The 21,104-nt window shown below is 71.0% G+C and carries 20 protein-coding genes; 10 read left to right on the plus strand and 10 right to left on the minus strand.

Annotated elements, in window-relative coordinates:
• Positions 1-10 precede the first annotated feature (10 nt).
• The gene (locus ACIBF7_RS06370; RefSeq protein ID WP_271276679.1) at positions 11-520 is read right to left on the minus strand and encodes a VOC family protein; all 510 of its coding nucleotides are present in this window, start codon (positions 518-520) and stop codon (positions 11-13) included.
• Positions 521-581: 61 nt separating this feature from the next.
• Between ACIBF7_RS06370 and ACIBF7_RS06375 the strand changes: the two genes are divergently transcribed.
• Both ACIBF7_RS06375 and ACIBF7_RS06380 read left to right on the plus strand, forming a co-directional pair.
• Positions 582-1,031, plus strand: a complete 450-nt coding sequence (locus ACIBF7_RS06375; protein WP_271276680.1) for a MarR family winged helix-turn-helix transcriptional regulator — start codon at positions 582-584, stop codon at positions 1,029-1,031.
• 59 nt (positions 1,032-1,090) lie between these two features.
• Positions 1,091-1,276 (plus strand): hypothetical protein, encoded by a 186-nt coding sequence (locus tag ACIBF7_RS06380; protein WP_148036200.1) that lies wholly within the window; start codon positions 1,091-1,093, stop codon positions 1,274-1,276.
• Here ACIBF7_RS06380 and ACIBF7_RS06385 read toward each other — a convergent pair.
• Entirely contained in the window at positions 1,265-2,512 is a 1,248-nt protein-coding gene (locus ACIBF7_RS06385; RefSeq protein ID WP_364231840.1) for a saccharopine dehydrogenase C-terminal domain-containing protein, read from the minus strand. The genes ACIBF7_RS06380 and ACIBF7_RS06385 overlap by 12 nt on opposite strands.
• An 83-nt stretch (positions 2,513-2,595) precedes the next feature.
• Here ACIBF7_RS06385 and ACIBF7_RS06390 point away from each other — a divergent pair, with 83 nt between their 5' ends.
• From ACIBF7_RS06390 to ACIBF7_RS06405, 4 genes are all read left to right on the plus strand, one after another.
• Entirely contained in the window at positions 2,596-3,303 is a 708-nt protein-coding gene (locus ACIBF7_RS06390) for a TetR/AcrR family transcriptional regulator (RefSeq protein WP_148036202.1), read from the plus strand.
• Between the two features lie 54 nt (positions 3,304-3,357).
• Positions 3,358-4,110, plus strand: coding sequence for a DUF998 domain-containing protein (locus ACIBF7_RS06395; protein WP_397196584.1), 753 nt, complete (start codon positions 3,358-3,360; stop codon positions 4,108-4,110).
• A 62-nt stretch (positions 4,111-4,172) separates the two neighbouring features.
• The gene (locus tag ACIBF7_RS06400) at positions 4,173-6,461 is read left to right on the plus strand and encodes a nitrate- and nitrite sensing domain-containing protein (protein ID WP_364231834.1); all 2,289 of its coding nucleotides are present in this window, start codon (positions 4,173-4,175) and stop codon (positions 6,459-6,461) included.
• Positions 6,458-6,844, plus strand: coding sequence for a DUF742 domain-containing protein (locus tag ACIBF7_RS06405; protein WP_148036205.1), 387 nt, complete (start codon positions 6,458-6,460; stop codon positions 6,842-6,844). Before ACIBF7_RS06400 ends, ACIBF7_RS06405 begins: the two co-directional genes overlap by 4 nt.
• Here ACIBF7_RS06405 and ACIBF7_RS06410 read toward each other — a convergent pair.
• The 5 genes from ACIBF7_RS06410 to ACIBF7_RS06430 form a co-directional block, all read right to left on the minus strand.
• Positions 6,841-7,413 (minus strand): ATP/GTP-binding protein, encoded by a 573-nt coding sequence (locus ACIBF7_RS06410; RefSeq protein ID WP_148036206.1) that lies wholly within the window; start codon positions 7,411-7,413, stop codon positions 6,841-6,843. The two genes, ACIBF7_RS06405 and ACIBF7_RS06410, sit on opposite strands and share 4 nt — an antisense overlap.
• Positions 7,394-7,756, minus strand: a complete 363-nt coding sequence (locus ACIBF7_RS06415) for a DUF742 domain-containing protein (protein WP_148036207.1) — start codon at positions 7,754-7,756, stop codon at positions 7,394-7,396. The genes ACIBF7_RS06410 and ACIBF7_RS06415 overlap by 20 nt, the downstream gene beginning before the upstream one ends.
• Positions 7,753-8,157: a roadblock/LC7 domain-containing protein gene (locus tag ACIBF7_RS06420; RefSeq protein WP_148036208.1), complete on the minus strand. Its 405-nt coding sequence runs from the start codon at positions 8,155-8,157 to the stop codon at positions 7,753-7,755. The genes ACIBF7_RS06415 and ACIBF7_RS06420 overlap by 4 nt, the downstream gene beginning before the upstream one ends.
• Positions 8,154-10,256 (minus strand): nitrate- and nitrite sensing domain-containing protein, encoded by a 2,103-nt coding sequence (locus ACIBF7_RS06425; RefSeq protein WP_271276685.1) that lies wholly within the window; start codon positions 10,254-10,256, stop codon positions 8,154-8,156. Before ACIBF7_RS06425 ends, ACIBF7_RS06420 begins: the two co-directional genes overlap by 4 nt.
• Positions 10,257-10,483: 227 nt before the next feature.
• The gene (locus ACIBF7_RS06430; protein ID WP_397196585.1) at positions 10,484-12,205 is read right to left on the minus strand and encodes an NAD(P)-binding protein; all 1,722 of its coding nucleotides are present in this window, start codon (positions 12,203-12,205) and stop codon (positions 10,484-10,486) included.
• Positions 12,206-12,499: 294 nt separating this feature from the next.
• Between ACIBF7_RS06430 and ACIBF7_RS06435 the strand changes: the two genes are divergently transcribed.
• Positions 12,500-13,147, plus strand: coding sequence for a hypothetical protein (locus ACIBF7_RS06435; RefSeq protein WP_219545478.1), 648 nt, complete (start codon positions 12,500-12,502; stop codon positions 13,145-13,147).
• A 22-nt stretch (positions 13,148-13,169) separates the two neighbouring features.
• On the opposite strand, the gene ACIBF7_RS06440 is transcribed toward ACIBF7_RS06435, so the two are convergent.
• The 3 genes from ACIBF7_RS06440 to wecB all read right to left on the minus strand — a co-directional run bounded on the left by ACIBF7_RS06440 (position 13,170) and on the right by wecB (position 16,887).
• The gene (locus ACIBF7_RS06440) at positions 13,170-13,580 is read right to left on the minus strand and encodes a DUF302 domain-containing protein (protein ID WP_271278360.1); all 411 of its coding nucleotides are present in this window, start codon (positions 13,578-13,580) and stop codon (positions 13,170-13,172) included.
• A 59-nt stretch (positions 13,581-13,639) separates the two neighbouring features.
• The gene (locus ACIBF7_RS06445; RefSeq protein ID WP_271278359.1) at positions 13,640-15,676 is read right to left on the minus strand and encodes a glycosyltransferase; all 2,037 of its coding nucleotides are present in this window, start codon (positions 15,674-15,676) and stop codon (positions 13,640-13,642) included.
• Positions 15,677-15,741: 65 nt separating this feature from the next.
• Entirely contained in the window at positions 15,742-16,887 is a 1,146-nt protein-coding gene (wecB, locus tag ACIBF7_RS06450) for a non-hydrolyzing UDP-N-acetylglucosamine 2-epimerase (RefSeq protein ID WP_397196586.1), read from the minus strand.
• A gap of 88 nt (positions 16,888-16,975) precedes the next feature.
• On the opposite strand from wecB, the gene ACIBF7_RS06455 reads away from it, so the two are divergent.
• From ACIBF7_RS06455 to ACIBF7_RS06465, 3 genes are all read left to right on the plus strand, one after another.
• Entirely contained in the window at positions 16,976-18,613 is a 1,638-nt protein-coding gene (locus ACIBF7_RS06455; RefSeq protein ID WP_261809016.1) for a glycosyltransferase family 4 protein, read from the plus strand.
• A 130-nt stretch (positions 18,614-18,743) separates the two neighbouring features.
• A complete protein-coding gene (locus tag ACIBF7_RS06460) occupies positions 18,744-19,991 on the plus strand; it encodes a nucleotide sugar dehydrogenase (protein WP_397196587.1) in 1,248 nt (415 codons plus the stop codon).
• A gap of 18 nt (positions 19,992-20,009) precedes the next feature.
• Entirely contained in the window at positions 20,010-21,101 is a 1,092-nt protein-coding gene (locus ACIBF7_RS06465) for a glycosyltransferase (protein WP_148036216.1), read from the plus strand.
• Positions 21,102-21,104: the final 3 nt, after the last annotated feature.

Genomic DNA, 21,104 nt, shown 5'->3' on the forward strand with positions numbered 1-21,104 from the left:
CCCGATCACGTCAGACCGGGATCGACACTCCGACGCCGCCGCGCGTGTGTGCGCCGAACCGTTCCTTGGCGGCGGCCAGGTCGAGCGGCAGGACGCGGGTCCTGGCGGAGAGCAGCTCGTCGTCGATCATGTCGGCCGGCACCAGCCAGGACACCTCGAACTCCAGCCCGTCAGGGTCGTGCGCGTAGAGCGCCTTGGTGGTGGCGTGGTCGGAGGCGCCCACCAGCGCGCCGAGCTCGCTCAGCTTGGCGGCGACGCGCTCCAGCTCGTCGAGCGTGTCGACCTCCCACGCCAGGTGGTAGAGCCCGACGGCGGTGCGCCCGGCGGGCGACGGCCCGGCCTGCGCGCCGATCTGGAACAGCCCCAGGTCGTGGTCGTTGGACGAGCCGGCCGCCTGGAGGAACGCGGCGCCGGGCATCTCCATGACCGGCTCGAAGCCGAGGGCCTCGCGGTAGAAGGCGACGCTGCGCTCGACGTCCCGAACGTAGAGGACCGCATGATTGAGCCGCTGGACGGGCATGATGATCTCCTTTGGCCGGATTCGTTCCCAAGTATATGAGAGTTCAAGTAAATTGTCAGATGTGACCCGATGGCTGGACGACGAAGAGCAGCGCACCTGGCGGAGCTTCATGGCGGCGACCCAGCTCGTGCATGAGGCGCTCGACCGGCAGTTGCAGCGCGACGCCGGGATGCCGCACGCGTACTACATGATCCTGGTGGCGCTGTCGGAGGCGCCGGGGCGCGCGCTGCGGATGAGCGAGCTGGCCGCGAAGGCGCAGAGCTCGCAGAGCCGGCTCTCGCACGCGGTGGCCCGGCTGGAGGAGCGCGGCTGGGTCCGCCGCGACCGCTGCCCCGAGGACCGGCGCGGCAACGTCGCCGTGCTCACCGACGCGGGCTTCGCGGCGCTGGAGTCCGCCGCGCCCGGTCACGTCGAGGAGGTGCGCCGCGTCCTGTTCGACGTGCTCACGCCCGAGCAGGCCGGCAGCCTGCATGAGATCTGCGCCACGGTACGGGACACGCTGAAGCGATAGCCGGAAACTGTCGGCGCCCCGTCGTACCGTGTCCCGGGTAGTCGTATGAGGAGACGGGGATGCACGACGAAGAGGCGCTGTTCCGCACGGTTCACGGCATCGCGGGCCGGTTCGCCGGCCAGCCGGTGCCCGTGGTGATCGACGCGCTGTTGCGGCAGTTGCCCCAGGCCCCCGGCTTCACCGGCGCCGACATCCGGCGCATCGCCGAGGAGATCAGCGTGGGCCGCGACCCGTCAGGCCTCTGACCCCACTCCGGCGGGCTCCTGCTCGCGCAGGCCCCACGGCGACCCGTACTCCTCCAGCAGGTCCAGGAACGGGCGCGGCGGGAACGCCTCGGGGCCGAGCACGCCCTCGCCCCGCCACGTGCCGCCGGCGACCAGTTCCAGCGCGGCGACCGGGTTGACGGCGGTCTGCCAGACCACGGCCTGCGAGCCGTACTCGCGCATCGACCACTGATTGTCGACCACGTGGTAGAGGTACACCTCGCGCGGCCGGCCGTCCTTGACGCCCTTCACCCAGGTGCCGGCGCAGGTCTTGCCGTGCATGCGGTCGCCCAGCTCGGCCGGGTCGGGCAGCACGGCGGCCACCACGTCGCGCGGCGAGACCCGGGCGGGGCCGCGGTCGGTCCGCACGGTGACCGGCCGGGTGCCGTCCAGGCCCAGCTCGTGCAGGGTCTTGAGCCTGGAGATGAAGTCCTCGCCGAGCCCGTACTTGAAGGTGACCCGCCCGGCGTCCACCCAGCGGGGGACCAGCAGCACCTCCTCGTGCTCGACGTTCACGCACTCGATCGGGCCGATGCCCTCGGGGAAGTCGAACACCTCCGGCTCGCTGAACGGCTCGGTGGTGAACCACCCCCGGTCGCGCTCGTAGACGAGCGGCGGGTTGAGGCACTCCTCGATCGTGGTCCAGATGGAGAACGACGGGGCGAACTCGTAGCCGTCGACGGTGAGGTTGCCGCCGTCGCGTACGCCGATCTCCTCGATCTCGTCGAACAGCTCGTCGGCGGCGTAGCGGGCGAACACGTCGGACAGCCCCGGCTCGACGCCCATGCCGACCAGCGCCAGCCGGCCGGCCCGCCGCCAGTCGCCGTCGCGGGCGAACTGCTCGTCGCCGAGCTTCACCCCGACCTGCTCGTACGGGTGCTCGGGGTGCGGCCTGGACATGGACATCGCCATGTCGAGATAGTGCGCCCCGCCCGCGAGCGCCGCCTCGAACAGCGGCATCACGAAGCGGGGGTCGGTGGCGTTGAGCAGGACGTCGCACCGGTGGCCGAGAAGCAGGCCGACGACCGCCGAGGTGTCGGAGGCGTCGACCGCGGCCGCGGTGAAGCGGGTCTCGCCGGGGCCGAGCGCGGCGACGGCCGCCTGAGCCCGGGAAATGTCGTAGTCGGCGACCACCATATGGTCGAAGAACTCGCGGCGGGTGGCGATGCGGGTGATGGCGGTGCCCACACCGCCGGCGCCCACAAGAAGAATACGCATGATCTCTCCTGGTTGCGGGGGGTGCCCTTCAAGGAAAGACGAGTACGCTCATCAACGTCAATGGTGTTGGCATAAGGAGAGGTATGCCGAAGCGCGTAGTGCCCGAGGCGGCACGACGGCGGCGCCGGCCCACCCGGCAGGGCCGGGTGCTCAGCCACGAGCTGATCATCGCCACCGCCCTGCGCATGCTCAAGGAGCACGGCGCGGCGGGCCTGACGGCCAGGCGGCTGGGGCTGGCGCTGGGCGCCGACGCCAGCACGATCTACCGCTACTTCCGGGGCATGGACGACCTGACCCTGGCCATCGCCGACGCGCTGTTCGCCGCGGCGCTGGAGAGCTGGCGCGCGACCGGCGACTGGCGGGCCGACCTGCGGGCGCTGGGGCTGAGCATCTACCGGGCCTACCTGTCGCACCCGCAGGCGGCCGTGCTCACCGCGAGCCGGGTGGCGGGCCGCCCGCACGAGGTGGCGGTGGACGAGACGATCCTCGGCATCCTGCGCACCGAGGGCTTCCCCGACCCCGACGCCGTGCGGGTCTACCACGCCTTCATCGACCAGAGCCTGGCCTTCGCCGTGCTCGACGCCGCCTCCCTGGCGCTGCCCGAGGCGGCACGGCAGGCCGACCAGGAGGTCTGGCGCGAGACCTACGCCCGCCTCCCGGCCGAGACCCACCCCCACATCGCCGCCACGGCGCCCCTCCTGGTGGCCAGGATGAACGACAGCGGCTACCCGGCGGCCCTGGACATGCTCCTCGACAGCGCGGCCCGGCAACTCAGGGATCGGTCAGGGTGAGGTAAGGGACGACGCCGGATGTCGCGGCGCCGTCCTCCCGGAAGACTCTCTGCCATGACCGGAGTCACCGAGGAACTGCCCGCCACCGAGGCCGATGCCGACGTGGAGGGGTCCCGGCCGCGCGGGGGCGTGGCGGGGCGGCCGGCGGGCGGACTCCCCGCCGGTTCCCGGGCCTACCCGCTCGTCGCGCTCGCCGCGATCGTGTCCGGCGTGGCCGGGATCGGGTTCGCGCAACTCGACTCCGATCTGAACCCGCTGCACGTGACCGTGAGCGAGTACGCCGTGGCCGACCGCGGGGGCGTTACGGAGGTCGCGATGGCGGTGGTGGCCCTGGGCTCGCTGGCGCTGCTGGCGGGGTTGCGGTCTGTGGGGGCTCCGGTGAGGGGGATGCCGGAGAGGCTGCTCCTGGTGTGGTCGGGCGCGCTGCTGGTGGCGGCGGCCGTCCCGACCACACCGTTCGGCGCCGACCCGACGTTCGCCGCGCAGGTTCACCAGTACGTGTCGATCGCGGCGTTCGTCAGCCTGCCGGCGGCGGGGGCGCTGCTGGTGCCCAGGCTGGCCCGCGACCCCGTGTGGCGGCCGGTGGCCAGGGTCGTCGAGTGGCTGGCCCTGGCGGGCGGGCTCGGGGTGCTGGCGATCACGTACGTGGCGCTGCCCGGGGAGCGGGTCATGATCGGGTTGGTGGAGCGGGCGCTGCTGGGCGCGGAGGTGGCGTTGCTGGCCGTGCTGGCAGCATGGTTGGTGCGCGTGGTCTGGGTCAGTACCACAGTCAAAATCACGACATATCACAGATTTATCGCTAGTTGATCTTATCTCGGCCTCGATGAGTGCTATTCTCTCCCGCGATCTTCTAACCGGGAGCAGGTGTCATGGCATCGGGCAGATCCATCCGATTCAAGATCTCGACGCTGCTCGTCATCCCGCTGGTCTCCCTGGTCGCGCTCTGGGGATTCGCCGCGAGCACGACGTCGAGGGAGGCGCTGAACCTCCTCAAGGTCGAGACCTTCTGGACCGGGATCATCGATCACGCCGACTTCCTCGTGGTCAACCTCCAGGCCGAGCGCCTGGCCTCCGCCGAGCTGCTGTCCGGCGCTCCCGTCAACGCCAAGAAGCTGGCCGACGCCCGTGCCACGGTGGACCGGGTCAGGAAGAACCTGACCGACGGCGCGCTGTCCGAGGACACCCAGGCGGCGCTCGACGACGACATGAAGACGCAGCTCGCCGACGTCTTCAAGGCCGTCGACCGGCTGACGGAGATCAGGAGCAAGGTCGACAGCCGGACGCTGACCCCGCACGCCCTGATCACCGAGTACGCCACCATCCCGGACGCCATCGACCGCCTGTACGCGGCCTTCACCGTCAGCACCGACGTCGAGCTGTCCCGGCAGTCGCAGGCCCTGATCATGGCCGCGCAGGTGCGCGAGCTCCTCAGCCGCGAGCACGCCCTGATCGTCGCGGGCAACGCCGTCCCCGGCGGCGACGGGTGGACGATGGCCGAGATCCACCTGCTGGCCGGCATCGACGGCGCGCGCACGTACCTCTTCCCCAAGGTCATGGCCAACCTGGACCCCGAGATGCGGGCCCCGCTGGAGAGGATGGCCGCCACCGGGAACTACGGCTCCGTGGAGCGGCTGCTGCACTCGTACGTCTCCGGCCAGCCGGTGGACCTGCAGGTGTGGCGGGGTCAGGTCGAGCCGGTGCTGGAGGAGTACACCCAGGGCCTCTACACGGCCGGTGACATCCTGCTGGCCCGGATGGAGCCCGCCGGCATGGTCATCATCGTGCGCGCCGCCGTCGCGGGCGCGCTCGGGCTCATCGCGGTCGTCTTCTCCGTCGTCGTCTCCGTACGGGTCGGCCGGCGGCTCTCGCGCGAGCTGGCGGCGCTGCGCGGCTCCGCGCAGGAGCTGGCCGAGGTGCGCCTGCCCGGCGTGGTCGCCAAGCTGCGCCGCGGCGAGCCGGTGGACCAGGCCGCCGAGGTTCCGCCGATCGAGGTGGAGGCGGGCGCCACCAGCGAGGTGACCGACCTGGCGGCCTCGTTCGACAGCGTCCGGCACACCGCGGTCGACGCCGCGCTGGAGCAGGCCAGGCTGCGCGAGGGCGTGGCCGAGGCGCTGCGCAACCTGGCCAGGCGCAGCCAGTCGCTGGTCCAGCGCCAGCTCAAGCTGCTGGACGAGATGCAGCGGCAGACCGAGGAGCCGGAGGCGCTGGAGAGCCTGTTCAAGCTCGACCACCTGACGACCCGCATGCGCCGGCACGCCGAGGGCCTGGTGCTGCTGTCCGGCGGCGCGGCCGGCCGGCGCTGGCGCGGCGTCATCGGCGTCGAGGACATGCTGAACGGGGCCGCGGGCCAGGTCGAGGAGTACACCCGGGTGCGCGTCTACCCGATGCCGGAGTGCGGCATCCCGGGTGAGGCGGTGGCCGACCTCATGCACCTGTTCGCCGAGCTGATCGAGAACGCGGCCACCTTCTCCGCGCCAGGCAGCGAGGTGTCGGTCCGCGGCGAGCTGGTCGGCAAGGGCTTCGCGGTCGAGGTCGAGGACCGCGGGCTGGGCATGACGGACGAGGCCAGGGAGGCCGTCAACCGGCGGCTGGCCAGCCCGCCCGAGTTCGACCCTGCGCGGACCGAGCAGCTCGGCTTCGCGGTGGTCGGCATGCTGGCGGCCAGGCACGGGGTGAGCGTCACGCTCAAGCCCTCGCCGTACGGGGGGACCACGGCGATCGTGCTGGTGCCCGTGCAGCTGGTCCAGCAGATGCCGTCGATCCGGACGCCGGAGCCGCCCGAGCTGGAGTCCGTCACGGTGTCGGTGGTCGGCAGGGAGAGCAGAGAGGGCAGGGAGGGCAGGGAGGGCACGGAGACGCAGAGCGCTCCGCAGGACAACCGGCCTCCCGCGGGCCCGGGGCCGAGCGAGCTGCCGCGCCGGGTCCGTACCGCCAAGCGCAACGCCGAGTCGTCGGGGGGATCAGGGCTGCCCCGCCGGGTCCGCCAGGCCAACCTGCCGGAGCGGCTCAAGCAGCAGAGCGCGCCGGTCGCGGAGGAGCCGCGGGAGCCGGCGCAGGAGCGCTCGCCCGAGGAGACCAGGGCCCTGCTCTCGTCTCTCCAGTCGGGCTGGCAGCGCGGACGTCAGGACAGTGACCAGGACGGGGGGACGCCATCGTGAGTCGCGAGCGTGAGTGGGTCGACGAGGAGGCCGGGCCTGTCGTGCGCCCGTACGCGGTGACCCGCGGACGCACCAGGCCCGCGGCCAAGGCGCTGTCCACCGTGCTCGACATGCTGGCCACCGTGTCGCTCACCGGGCAGCCCGCTCCGGCGAACGCGGAGCTGGGGGCCCAGCACCGGCGGCTGCTGAACTGCGTGGTCCAGCACGCCAGGCCGGTCGCCGAGATCGCGGGGGAGCTCGACCTGCCGGTGGCGGTGGTCAGGGTGCTGATCGGCGACCTGATCGACTACGGCCTGGTCGTGGTGAAGGCGCCGCGGTCGAAGGCCGCGACGCCTACGGAGAGCCTCCTGCGTGAAGTGATCAACGGGCTGCGCGCGCTCTAACCTGTCGTGGTCAGCGTGCGCAGCGAGTGCTCGACAAGGGTGATCATGACTTCCTTGGCCGAGTTGCGCCGCCGCACGTCGCACAGCATCACGGGGACGTCCGGGTCCAGGTCGAGCGCGATGCGCACGTCCTCCACGCTGTGCTGCTCGGCGTCGTCGAAGCAGTTGACGGCCACCACGAACGGCGTGCCGCGCTGCTCGAAGTAGTCGACGGAGGGGAAGCAGTCGGTCAGCCGCCGGGTGTCGGCGATCACGACCGCGCCCAGCGCGCCGTAGGACAGCTCGTCCCACATGAACCAGAACCGCTCCTGGCCGGGGGTGCCGAACAGGTAGACGACCAGGCCCTCGCGGATCGTGATGCGGCCGAAGTCCATCGCCACGGTCGTGGTGGTCTTGGCCTCGACGCCGTCGAGGTCGTCGACGCCGACCCCGCGGTCGGACAGCACCTCTTCCGTGCGCAGCGGCCTGATCTCACTGATCGACCCCACCAGGGTGGTCTTCCCCACGCCGAAGCCCCCGGCAATGAGGATCTTGAGCGCGACGGGGTCCTCAGAGAGCACGGAGTCCATTGATCACTTCCTTGAGAATGCCCTCACTCGGGCGCGATCCCGCCGCTGAGGGGGCCGACACCGAGATGAGGCCTTGGTCACGCAGGTCGCCCAGCAGCACCCGGACGACGCCGACAGGCAGATCGAGCTCGACGGCCACGTCGGCCACCGAGATCGGGTTGCGAGCCGCCCGGAGAATGAGCGACTGCTCGGGGGAGAGGCTGCCCGGAGCTTCCCCCACGGCGCGGACGGTCGCGACGAGGTCGAGATTGTCCCCCGACGACCTCGTACGACCTCGGATGAGGGCGTAGGGCCGCACGATCGGCCCCGCGTCCTCGTCCAACCACTGCGGGGTATCGCTCATGGCATGGCTCGCGGGTTGGTCGTGATGTGCTGGCCCACCCGCTTGACCAGCATCGCCATCTCGTAGGCGATGTGGCCCACGTCGACGTTGGCGTCGGCGAGCACCGCGAGGCACGTGCCCTGGCCCGCCGCCGTCACGAACAGGAACGCGGACTCCATCTCCACGATGGTCTGGCGTACGTCACCGCCGCCGAAATGGCGGCCGGTGCCCCGGGCCAGGCTCTGGAAACCGGCGGCCACGGCGGACAGATGCTCGGCGTCCTCGCGGGTCAGACCCTTGGAATAACCGACGGCCAGGCCGTCGGTCGACAGGATGACCGCTTGCCTGACCGCGCCCACCCTGGTCGTCAGGTCGTCAAGGAGCCAGTTCAGCTCACCGGTGTTGGTCGTCGGCACACTCATGCCTCCCCCTCCTCATCAGCTTCTTCTCGGGCGCGCTGGGTTCCCCGCTGGAACGCGGAGAACAGGTCGCGTACCTCGTCGGGAGAGCGTTCGTTCTTCCGCTCGGGCTCCGGCTCGGGCGGCTGGCCGTCCTTGAGCCGGGATGACAATGTGGCCTGCCGGACCCGCCTTGGCAAGCCCGCGTGCGTGCCGCTGACCACCGCCAGGGCCTTCTTCCTGGTCCGGCCCGGCAGCGAGGGCAGCCCGTCGTTCTTGGCGGGGGGCAGTTCCTGCTGGTCGGTGACGAGCCTGTCCGGCACGAACACGATGGCGGTGGTGCCGCCGAACGGTGATCGCCTCAGCAGCACCTTGATGGCGTGCCGCTGGGCCAGCTTGGCGACCACGAACAGGCCGAGCCTGTCGCTGTCGGCCAGGTCGAACTCCGGAGGTTCCGTCAGGACGCGGTTGTAGGCGTCGTACTCCTCCGGCTGCAGCCCGAGCCCGCGATCCTCCACCTCGACCGAGTAGCCGTTGCTGACCCGGTCGCCGCGGACGTGGACCGTGGTGTCGGGCGGTGAGTAGATCGTGGCGTTCTCCACCAGCTCGGCGATCAGGTGGGTGAGGTCGGCCGCGGCCGAGCCGTCCACCGCGCTGCCGTGCATGCCGGCCACGTCGACCCGGGTGTAGTCCTCCACCTCGGCGATGGCCGCCCGGACGACGTCGATCACCGGCACCGGCTTGCGCCAGGCCCGTCCGGGGGCGGAGCCCGAGAGGATGATCAGGCTCTCCGCGTGCCGCCGCATGCGGGTGGTCAGGTGGTCGAGCCGGAAGAGCTCCTCCAACTGGTCCGGGTCGTGGGTGCGCCGCTGCATGCCGTCGAGCACCGACAGCTGGCGGTGCAGCAGGCCCTGCTTACGCCGGGCCAGGTTCAGGAAGACCTGGCCGAGCCCGCGGCGCAGCGCGGCCTGGCCGACGGCGGCGCGCACCGCGGTGGCCTGGACCGCGCCGAACGCGCCGGCCACGTCGCTGATCTCGGCCGAGCCGCTGACCTGGATCGGTCTGGCCGCCTGGGCGACGTCGACCTCCTCGCCCCTGCTGAGCCGCCTGACCAGGTCGGGCAGGCGCTGCTCGGACAGCTCGACGGCGGCCGAGCGCAGCCCGGCCAGCTCGGCGCCGAGCCGGCGGCCGAAACGCACCGAGATGATGATCGAGGCCAGCACGGCGACCAGGCCGACGCCGCCGGCGACGCCGATCTGGACCCTGGTGGCGGTGACCGCGCCGGCGGCCCTGCCGCCCAGCTCCTCGGCCGCCAGGCCGTTGATCCTCTCCAGCTCGGTGATCACCTTGCCGGTGTTGTCGTTCCAGCTCCCGCCGTCGGGCGGCGGCGCGCCGGACCTGATGACCCGGGCCTCCATGGTGGCGAAGGTCAGGAAGGTCTGGCTCTTGAAGAGCTCCTCGTACGGCTGGCGCAGCTCGACGTCGAGACCCGCGAGGCCGCGCGCGTGCAGGAACTTCCTGGAGGAGGCGTACTCGGTGAAGGCGGCCGCCTCGGGCTCGATCAGCCGGCCGTCGAGCTGGGCGGCCCGGACGAGGGCGTGCTCCCTGAGCAGGAACTCGTGCGCGTTGCTCATCGTCTGCAGCGCGGTGACCTGCTGGTAGATGGTCAGCTCGGGGGCGGGGGCGAGGTGGTCGTAGAACCGGAACATGGCGTCGAGCAGCCGGTTGTACTCGTTGAGTCCGAGCATCCTGGTGCTGAAGCCGCCGTCGATGCCCGAGCGGATGGCGTGCAGCCGCGACAGCTCGGCCTGCACGGTGTTGAGCGGCGCGCGCATGTCGTCGGCGAGGTCGTCCTCGGCCCGTATGACGGCTTCGCGGAAGGCGTCGACCGCGGTGTCGGTGCGGGCGCGCTGCTCGCCGAGCTCGGCGCTGGGCTCACCGTCCGTGAGCTTGAGAAGTGAGCGCTCCCGCTCGGCCTGGAGCTCGACGCCCAGCTCAGTGGAGGTGACGCCGACCGTCTGGTGAAGGGAGTCGCCGCGCAGCAACGACCATCCGTCGCTCACAGTGAGGTTGAGCACGAAGCCCCAGAGCGCGCTCAAGGACAGGAGGGGTAACAGCAGCAATATAAAGATCTTGAACCGAATTGACCGGTTTTGCGAGCCCATGTCCCAACCTCGGAGTCGAGGGCATTTCCACAACTTCTGTGTAAATACACCTCCGGAAGATCGCACAGGAGACTAGCACCGATTAAGCACCCGCCGCAGTGGGAGGAACAGGGATGTTTTCTGCGATTACCGAAGCGGACCCCAGGAAGGTACCGAGTAGGACACGAGGGTATTACCTCTCCGTCTCACCCTGAGAGCTCCCCGACGGCCCGATGGGCGGCGGTGACGGCGGCGTCCGCCCTGGCAGAGGGAGCCGCGTCCGATCCGGCCAGCCCGATCCGGCCGAACCGCCTGCGCGCCGCCTCGGCCGGCGACGGCCCGTCGGGATGGAACCCGTGCCACGGACGGCAGTATTCGGGCGAGTAGCCATGACCCCACCGGTAGACTGCCACCGCCTCGACGTCCCTGCCCGGATCGAACCCGCCGGCGCCGAGCAGCCGCGCGAGCTGGTCGCGCGCCCCGAACTCCAGCATCGCGTACGGGGTGCGCAGCAGCGCCTGCCGCCCGGCGGCCGCCCCCTCGGCGGGACCCAGCTCCGAACGGGAGGGCGCGGCCACCAGCCGCGCCGTGACGCCGTCGCCGGAGTCGTGGGTCAGCTCGCTCATGCACCAGTACGCGCCGGTCCAGCGGGTGCGCGAGACGCCGAGCCGCCGCCAGGCGTCCGCGCTGCGCAGCCGCACCACGGCCTCCACCAGCGGCGTCTTCACCGCCGCGCGGAGCGCCGTGCGCTGCGCGCCCGGCAGGTCGGGGACGAGGTACGGGACGACGGAGTGCCAGCAGGCGAGGATCACCGCCCCGGCGCCGACGGACCTGACCTCGTGGCCGTCGAAGTAGCCGACGGTGGCGGTGGTCGCGGTCTCGGGCGGGCCGTCGTTGCGCACGGACACGACGGGGCTCGACAGCCGGAACCTGGCCCTGCCGCCCATCGCGTCCAGCATCGCCCGGACGAGCCCGTGCACCCCGCCGGGCAGGTGCGCCACCCGGCCGGTCACTCCCCACTCCTTGGCGATCGTGGGCGCGCTGAACCGCGACGGCTTGCCCTCGTCCAGCCCGAGCCCGCCGAACCCCGGGTAGCCGAGCCCCCAGGCGTCCACCGCGCCCAGGACACGCGTGTCGTACCCCCAGGAGGCGCTGGGCAGGGTCCGGTGGAACCGCTCGGCGTCCGGGTGCACCCGCAGCGAGTCCAGCAGGTAGCGGGAGTAGGTGAGGTCGGCCAGGCGCTCCTGCTTGGCCTCCGGCCCGAGCCCGGGGAACGGGTCGGGCGGGTCGGTGTGCAGGCGGATCAGGTCCTGCCTGGCGGCGTCGGCGACGGGCAGGCGGCCGATCCACCCGGCGGCGCTCGCGCCGGTGGACACCAGCGTCTCGACGGGGAACGTCTCGCGGTCGCACATCACGCTGTCGTCGGCGCCGCACTCCTGGCAGGGGGCGGCCACGACGCCCAGCCGGTCGAGCAGCTCGCGGAACTCCGGCGTCCAGGACACGGGCGCCGCCACCGAACCCGAGCCGGGACGCTGGGCGTGGCCGCCGATCGTGTCGTGGTTGTCCAGGATCAGTACGCGCGCCCCGGGATGGCGGCGCAGCCACTCGTGGGCGGCGCTCACCCCGCTCAGCCCGGCCCCCACCACCACGAGGTCGTAGGCCTCCCCCGTCGGCACGGGCGGGTCCGCCTGCTGCCAGAACCGGCCGTCGCGCAGCGCGTGGAGCACGCCGAGCGCCTGGGAGGTGTTGCCGCGGAACGCCGGCGCCGCCGGGGCCGACGAGGCGGCATAGGCCGTTCCGGCTCCTCCCGAGGCGCCCAGGGCCGCGGCGCCCGCCGTCACGGCCACCCCGTCGAAGAAGTCGCGGCGCGAGATGGCGCGCCCCATGCCCAGTTCGCGTCCCGCCGCCGAACGGCCGATGTCCCCCATGGGGCCGATCATCGGGACTCGTCGGAAAAGGCCAATGGCGCCGCGCTGCGGGTGGCTGAGTCTTTGCGCTACTTGTGACGGTGAATGCCGTTGGGTAAATGCCGTCCGATTCGCCGATCGCGGGCCGTAGTCGCTGCTAGAAGGTGGGTTGGGCGGTCTTGTCGAATGCGTTGAATCCGGTGGATAGCGCCGTTGCCAGTTCGCGCGGCCCGCGTTTCCTTTAGCGTCTACCCGATGCCGTTGAAGTGAAATGGAGAACTCATGCTTAAGGCATTTTCCGCCGCATTTCTAAGCATGACGGTCATAGCGGGCTGCTCTTCGGAGAAGGCCGCGGCGCCCGCCGCGTCCACCCCGCCGCCCGCGTCCGCCCCGAAGCCCGCCGAGGCGGCCAAGCTCCGCGCCGCGCTGCTGCCGGCGCCCAAGGGCATGCAGGTCGCGTACGGCCCGGAGGTCGGCACCTACAGCACGCTCCGGTCCACCAGACAGGGCCTGGAGTCGGTCCGCCAGGCCAAGCTGGACCACCCCGAGTGCGCGGGCGCGGCCCTGCTCGACGTGGCCCAGCCGGAGGTCGCCAAGGCCCCGGCCGCCGTCGTCGGGTTCGCCTCGCCGAAGGGGTCGATCACCCAGGCCGTGGTCTCGCTGCCCGCCGGGGTGTTCCCCGGCCCGCTGCCCAGCGAGTGCGACGCGTACCACGCCCACGTGCGCGGCATCGACGTGGTCTACCGCACCCGCGACCTGAAGATGCCGAAGCAGGGCGACGAGTCGCGCGCCTACCTCACCACCGCGTCGGGCGGCGACCGGCAGGCCCAGATCGGCACGGTCACGATCAGGCGCGGCACCCTCGTCATGAGCCTCATGGTCGTCGGCCGCGAGGTGAAACGAGCCGGCCTGATGGAGCTCGGCAAGCTCGCCGACCAGAACCTCTCGCGGGCCGCCGTCTGAGCCGCGGAGACCCAGCCGCCGCCTACGCGCGCGCGGAGGCCGCCGTCCGCCGGCAGATCTGCTCGGTCGCCTCCTCCAGGGTCCGCGCGGCGGCGGCGCCCTCCCGCTCAACGCCGTGGCGGCGCACCAGCCAGTCGGCGGTGTTGTACGTCAGCCGCACGGCGTCCCCGTCCTGCCACACGAGGATCTTGGACGGCAGGTCGATGGCCGCGGTGCGGCGTTCCGCGATCAGATCGGTGCCGACGGTGGGCTCGCCGAAGAGCACCAGCGTGGTCGGAGGCAGCTCCCTGCCGGCCCGCACCGCGTTCTCCGTGTGGTCCACCCGCGCGAACACGTGGTAGCCGGCCGCGGTCACCGCCGCGCACACGTCGTCGACCGTCTTGTCGAACGCCTCGTGACCGCTGATCGTCACCAGGCCGCAATCGTCCCTCATCGCGCCACCATAGGCACGGCTCCCCGCCGGGTGCACGGCACGGCGCCCGCAACACGCCGTCAGATCAGCACGTGGTCGTCGGGACGGCCGACGAAGGAGAACTGGGCGTTCCTGGTCAGCTTGATGTGGTCGGCCTGCCAGGTGTGCATCGCCGAGTCGGCGCTGCGCCAGTAGACGAAGTTGAACCGGTCCGCCGAGTAGATCTTGACCCCGTCCTCCTTGAGGCGGCGGACCAGGTGGGTGTCCTCGCCCCGGGTCAGGTCGGGGAAGCGGTAGGTGCGGAACATGTCCGCCTTGCCGAGGAACGTCCCGCCTTGCACCAGGAACGAGTAGCGGTGCTCCAGGCCCGGCAGGCGCAGCATGGTGGTGTTGGAGCCCTCGAAGAACGAGTAGTGGGCGCCCTTGCCGACCAGCTCCGCCTCGGTGTAGTCGAAGGCGCGCTGCAGGTCCGACAGGTAGTGCTCGCCGTAGAGGTTGTCGTCGTCCATCTTGGCGATCAGCTCGCCCTCGGCGGCGTCGATGCCCAGGTTCATGCAGGCGCCCAGCGACAGCCCAGGGTCGGCCGGGAGCACGGTCACGTCCGTGATGCCCGCCATGCGAGCCTTGTCGGCCACCACGACCGGGTCGATGTCCAGGCCGTGCAGCACCATGACCAGCTGCACCGGCCGGTGGATCTGCTTGGCCACCGACGAGATCGCGTGCTCGATCTGGGCGGCGCGGTTGGTCGGCAGCACCACCGAGATCGACCGTGACCGCGGCGTCGCCGGGCGGCCGAGCAGCTGGAGTATCTGGTCCACGCGATGGGTGAACAGGTGCTTGTCGAACACCTCGCGCATCGCCAGATGCCCCTGCCGGGCGCGCAGCTCAGGGCTGTTGATCAGGTGCAGCACCTGGTTGTACGACTCGATCGGCTCGCGGGCGATCGGGATCAGGTCGCCGAACGTCTCCTCGACGGCCCGCGACCAGCCCGACACCACCGGGGTGGCGCAGGCCGACAGCTCGAACACGCGGCGGGCGCACATGGTCGGCGAGTCGAGCACCGAGTTGACGTTCAGGAAGACCTTGTACATCCGGTACGCGGCGAGCATCTGGTCGTAGGGCAGCTCGCCCACGATGTGCGGGCGGTACTTCTCCGGCCAGGCGTACTTCTCGTCCACCTCGCCGTTGCGGGCGAAGATGTGCAGGCCCAGCTCGCGCACCGGGTCCAGCACGGTCTCCATCTGCTCGCGGCGCTCGGGGTGCTTGTCGCGGAAGTACATGCCGGCGAAGACCACGTCGTGCAGCCGGCCCTCCCGCTGCTGGACCGGGTTGTGCACGCGCGGCTGGGCGGCGAACTGGAGCACGTCCACCCGGTCGTGGCCCAGAATTTCGCGATATTTCGGCAACATGTCACCGTCGCAGGTGAACACGTAGTCGAACAGCTTGGCCGTGTCGATGAAGAAGTCGAAGTTCGGCGGGTCCTCCTTGTTCCAGAAGACCGTCGGGATGCCCGCCGCCCTGCACCAGGAGACCAGGTCGCGCAGCGGCTCCTTGGGCGCGTTGGTGCCGGTCATCTGGTAGCGCCAGCGGCCCTGGTTGCCGTGCCAGGCCGACTCGCAGAACAGCAGGTCGGGCCGCTTCTCCGCGAAGATCTCCGGCCAGTCCTTGAGCCCGAACTCGATCTGGTCCCACTCGTAGCGGAAGGCCATCCTGGAGAAGTCGTCCAGGATGACCGCCACCTTCAGGTCGGGACGGTTCACCGGCCCCGCCGGCCACTTGACCGCCGGCACCTTGACCTCGGGCGCCCTGTGGTTCGCGAGCTCGATGGCCTCGTTGACCGGCATCGGCGCCTTCGGCGCGCGGTCCCTGGACCTGACGGCCTCCAGCATCTTGCCGGGGCTCCTGGACCCGATGGCCTCGCCCAGCTTGAAGGTCCGCTTGGCCTGGGTGGCCTCCAGCTTCCAGGCGGCGTAGGCGGCCTTGGCCTCCGCGATCTCCAGCCGGCGGCGCAGCTCCCTGATCTCCGCCTCGTGGCGCTCGACGACCTTGCGCTCCTCGGGCAGCCAGTTCACCGGTCCGAGGCGCTGGAACGTGGGCTCTTCAGGGGTTTCGGCCATGGGGCATCGCCTAACGCTGGTGCGGGGTATGTCATAGTACGGCGAGATCCGTACGAAAAGTGGGGTTACTCGGAACGCGCCCCCTGGGCGGCGGGGGAGAGGTTGTCCCCCTTCAGCCACGCGGAGATCACCCGGGCGATGCGCGGCCCGGCGGCGCCGTCCCACAGCGGGGGCAGCTCACCGGAGGGCGTGACCGCCCCGTCGGCCAGCGCCTTCTCCGCCGCCGCGGGCAGCAGGGCGGGCGTGACCAGCCGGTTCGTGCCGTGGGTGATCGTGACCGGGCGCTCGGTGTTGGGCCGCACGGTCAGGCAGGGCACGCCCAGCATGGTGGTCTCCTCCTGCACGCCCCCGGAGTCGGTGACGACCAGCGCGGCGCCCCGGACGAGTGAGAGGAAGTCCACATAGCCCAGCGGGTCGACCACGCGCACCGAGGGGCCGTCGACCAGCCCGGCCTCGGCCAGGCGGGTGCGGCCACGCGGGTGGATCGGCACCACGAGCGGGATCTGGCGGGCCACGTCGAGCACCGCCGAGACCAGCTCGCGCGCCGCCTCCCGGGTGTCCACGTTGGCCGGGCGGTGCAGCGTCGCGACCGCGTACCGCTCCGGCAGGCCCAGCCGCTCCACCACCGGGGCCGGGTCGAGCGACGGCAGCGCGGAGAACAGGCTGTCGATCATCGGGTTGCCCACCAGGTGCACCTTGGAGGCGGGCACGCCCTCGGCCGCCAGGTGGGAGAGCGCGTCGGGCGAGGTGGCGAAGAGCAGGTCGGACAGCGAGTCGGTGACGACCCGGTTGACCTCCTCCGGCATGGACCGGTCGAACGAGCGCAGCCCGGCCTCCACGTGCGCGGTCTTGATGCCGAGCTTGGCGCAGACGAGGATCGCGGCCAGCGTCGAGTTCACGTCGCCGTAGACGACCACCAGGTCCGGGTCGTGCTCCTGGAAGGTGTCCTCCAGGCCGACGAGCAGGGCCGCCGTCTGCCTGGCGTGGCTGCCGGAGCCCACCCCCAGGTTCGCCACCGGGTCGGGCAGGCCGAGGTCCGCGAAGAACACGTCCGACATCAGCGCGTCGTAGTGCTGGCCGGTGTGGATGATGCCCTGCCGCACGCCGAGTTCGCCGAGCGCGCGCACCACCGGGGCCGCCTTCACGAAGTTGGGCCGGGCTCCCAGAACGTGCAGCACCAGGACGTTGTCCCCCATGACCTCGCCTTTCATAGCGGAAGGGAAAAAACGCTGCCTATGGTACGGTCACCGCGTGGCATCCGACGCCAGTCCTCAAGACTCCTCGAAAAGTTCCGCTGGGGTGTCCGCGAAGTCCGCCCGTGCCGGCGTCGGTGGGCTTCTGAAGGGCTTCATCCAGCATCCGATCATCGTCTCCCGCGTGGTCGTGACCAAGGTCAGGGCCGACCCGGTCCGGGCCGCCCAGGCGGCCGCCGACGCGATGCCGCCGCGCCTGCGGCCCGTCATCGGCAAGGTGGCCTGGCCCGCCGCGCGCCGCGCCCGCCGCGTCGTACGCAAGCTGGGCATGCGCATGATCAGGGCGCCGTGGGACGAAGCCAAGGAACACTGGGACTCCGGCCGCGTCAGCATGGCCGCCGAGGTGCTCGAACCCTTCACCAAATACCCGTTCGTCAAGCGCAGGGCCGCCTACTACCGCGGCGAGCTGGAGGCGATCAGCCCCGACCCGATCCCGCCGGGCCCCAAGGTGGCCATCCTGGAGCGGGTCGCCGGCCGCGTGGTCCACCTGATCACGAACTCGCTCCCGTACACCCAGGCCGGCTACACGGTCAGGACCCACCGCATCGTCACCTCCCAGAAGGCCGCGGGGCTCGACCCGCACGTGGTCACCAGCTGGGGCTTCCCCATGCTCCAGGGCCACGCGGACGCGGCGCCGTACGAGGAGCTGGACGGCGTCCCCTACTACCGGATGCTGCCCGACGGGCGCGGCGAGGTGCCGTTCGAGATGCGCGGCCGCATGATCAAGGGCGCCGACGCGGTCACCAAGCTCGTCACCCAGCTCCGCCCGCAGGTGCTGCACGCCGCCACCGACCACCGCAACGGCTCGGTCGCGCACGCCGTGCGCGACCGCACGGGCACCCCGTTCGTGTACGAGGTACGCGGGTTCCTGGAGGAGACCTGGGCCTCGCGCGACCCGAAACGGGTGGGCAGCCAGCGTCACGTGCTCCAGCGCGAGCGCGAGGCGTTCCTGATGCGGGAGGCCGACGCGGTCGTCACGCTGGCCGAGACCATGGCCACCGAGATCGTCGAGCGCGGCGTCCCCCGCGAGAGGATCCACCTGGCGCCCAACGCGGTCGACGACTCGCTGCTCACCGCCCAGTACGACGGGGCCTCGTTCCGCCGCGAGATGGGCATCGAGGATCGCGAGATCGTGGTCGGCTCGGTCTCCAGCATCGTGGCGTACGAGGGCTTCGCCACCCTGCTGCGGGCCGCGGCGCTCCTGCGTGACCAGGGCAACCCGGTGCGGGTGCTCATCGTCGGCGACGGCGCCGAGCGCGAGAACCTGCTGGAGCTCGTGACCGAGCTGGGGCTGTCCGACGCGATCCTGCCCGGCCGGGTGGGGCCGGAGGAGGCCCTGCAGGCGCAGGACGCCATCGACATCTTCGTCTGCCCGCGCGAGGACCTGCGGGTGACCAGGCTCGTCACGCCGCTCAAGCCGGTCGAGGCGATGGCGCTGGGCAAGCCGGTCGTGCTGAGCGACCTGCCCGCTCTGTCGGAGCTGGTCGGCAGCGACGGCGCGGGCATGCTCGTGCCCGCCGGCGACCCGGGCGAGTTCGCCAAGGCGCTGGGCGCGCTCGCCGACGATCCCGCCAAGCGGGCCGAGATGGGCGAGGCGGGTCGTGCGGAAGTGGCCGCGAAGCGCACGTGGAGCCGCGTTGCCGAGACTTATCAAGCCCTGTACAGGAGCCTTGCGGAAAGATGACCTTCTCTTGGGCTGTCTGTTCTGACGGGTTCCGTCGCATTAGGCGTGAGCTAGGTGGACTTGAGATAACCTTTGCGACCATGAAGTGTTGTATCCGGCTCTCTAAGGCACAGCTGTGACAGAAATCGACTTGGCTGTCATCGGCCTCGGCTACGTCGGCATGCCCCTCGCCAAAGAGGCGGTGGCCGCCGGGCTGAAGGTCGTCGGCCTCGACGTCGACCCCCGCAAGGTCGACGCTCTGAAGGCCGGGCAGTCCTACATCGATGACCTGACCGACGCCGATCTCGACCACATGCTGGCCAACGGGTTCACCGCCACGCTGGACGAGACGGTCCTGGCCGAGTGCAGCACGATCGTCATCTGCGTGCCCACGCCGCTGGACGAGGACCACAGGCCCGACCTGTCCGCGGTCGAGGGCGCCAGCAAGACCGTGGCCCGCAACATGGGCAAGGACACGCTCGTCGTGCTCGAGTCGACGACCTGGCCGGGCACCACCGACGAGCTGGTCCGCCCGCTGCTCGAATCCTCGGGGCTGACCGCCGGCGTCGACTTCCACCTGGCCTTCTCGCCGGAGCGCATCGACCCGGGCAACCCCAAGTACGGCCTGCGCAACACCCCCAAGGTCGTCGGCGGCTACACGTCCGCCTGCCGCGACCGGGCCACCGCCTTCTACGGACGCTTCGTCGAGCAGGTCGTGCCGGTCAGCAGCACCCGCGAGGCGGAGATGGCCAAGCTGCTGGAGAACACCTACCGGCACGTCAACATCGCTCTCGTCAACGAGATGGCGATCTTCTGCGACGAGCTCGGCGTGGACCTCTGGGAGGCCATCGAGGCGGCCGCCACCAAGCCGTTCGGGTTCCACAAGTTCCTGCCCGGCCCCGGCGTCGGCGGCCACTGCATACCGGTCGATCCCTCGTACCTCTCTTACACGGTCCGCAAGCTCGGCTACCCGTTCAGGTTCGTCGAACTGGCCCAGGAGATCAACGAGCGGATGCCGTCCTACGTGGTGGCCCGTGTGCAACGTCTGCTCAACAGACACAAAAAGGCGGTGAACGGCGCCAGAGTCGTTATGCTCGGCGTCACCTACAAGCCGGACATCGCCGACGAACGCGAGACCCCGGCCCTGCCCGTGGCGCGTGCGCTGCTGGAGCTGGGCGCCGATCTCACGTTCGCCGACCCGCACGTCAAGGAGTGGTCAGTGGACGGCACGCCCGTGCGGCGTGAGGAAGATCTGGCCGAGGCCGTCGCCGATGCCGACGTGACGGTGCTGCTGCAACAGCACGCCGCGTTCGACCTGGGGATGGTCGAGGCGAAGGCCAGGCTCGTGCTCGACACCCGCGGTGTGCTCACCGAGGGTGAACGCGTCGAGCGGCTGTAGCGACCGGAGGCAACGCGCGTGCACGTGCTCGTCATGACGGTGGTGCATAACCCCGAGGACGCGAGGATCCTGCACCGGCAGATCCGCGCCCTGGTGGATGCCGGTCATGAGGTCACGTACGCCGCCTCCTACACCGCCCACGGAGTCGTTCCCCGTCCCTGGGTGACCGGCGTCGACCTGCCCAGAGCGGTGCAGCGTAAGCGGATCTCCGCCATGTGGGCCGCGCGCAGGCTGTTCAAGCGCATGCGCGACAAGGTCGACCTGGCCCTCATCCACGACCCCGAGCTGCTGTTCGCCGTCTGGGGGATGCGCAACCGGCCGCCGGTCGTGTGGGACGTGCACGAGGACACCCCGGCCACGCTCTCGCTCAAGCCGTGGCTGCCGTCTCTGCTGCGCCCGCCCGTACGGTTCCTCGCCCGGATGCTGGAGAGCATCGCCGAGCGCAACCTGCACCTGCTGCTGGCCGAGACCGCGTACGCGGGCCGGTTCAAGCACGCCCACCTGATCGTGCCCAACGAGACCTGGGTGCCCGACTCGGTCACCCCGCCGGGCGACGACCGGATCGTCTACCTGGGCTGGCTGTCCAGGGCCCGCGGCGTGTTCGAGGCGATCGAGGTGGCCCGGCTGCTCCAGCCGTACCGGGTGGCCGTCGAGCTGATCGGCTACGCCGACCCGCAGAGCCGTCTGGTGCTCAACAAGGCCGTGCACGACGGCGTGCTGGAGTGGCGCGACTTCATGCCGAACGACGAGGCGCTCAAGCGGCTCGACGGCGCGCTGGCCGGCCTGTCGCTGCTGCACGACGAGCCGAACTACCGCCACTCCATGCCCACCAAGATCATCGAGTACATGGCGCACGGCATCCCCGTCATCACCACCCCCTCACCCCGCGCCGTCGAGCTGGTCGACCGCTACGAGAGCGGCGTCGTGGTGCCCTGGGAGGACCCGAAGGCGGTGGCCCAGGCCGTGCTGACCCTCAGGGACGACGTGCGCGAGCGCCGCGCCCAGGGCGCGCGCGGCTACGCGGCCGCCCGCGCCAACCACCACTGGCCCAACTCGGCCAAGCGATTCGTCGCCCAGCTCGAAGCTTGGGCCGGGGTGAAGCGGCGGTAGGGT

This window comes from Nonomuraea sp. NPDC050478, from assembly GCF_044458265.1.
Taxonomy (GTDB): Bacteria; Actinomycetota; Actinomycetes; order Streptosporangiales; family Streptosporangiaceae; genus Nonomuraea; species Nonomuraea ferruginea.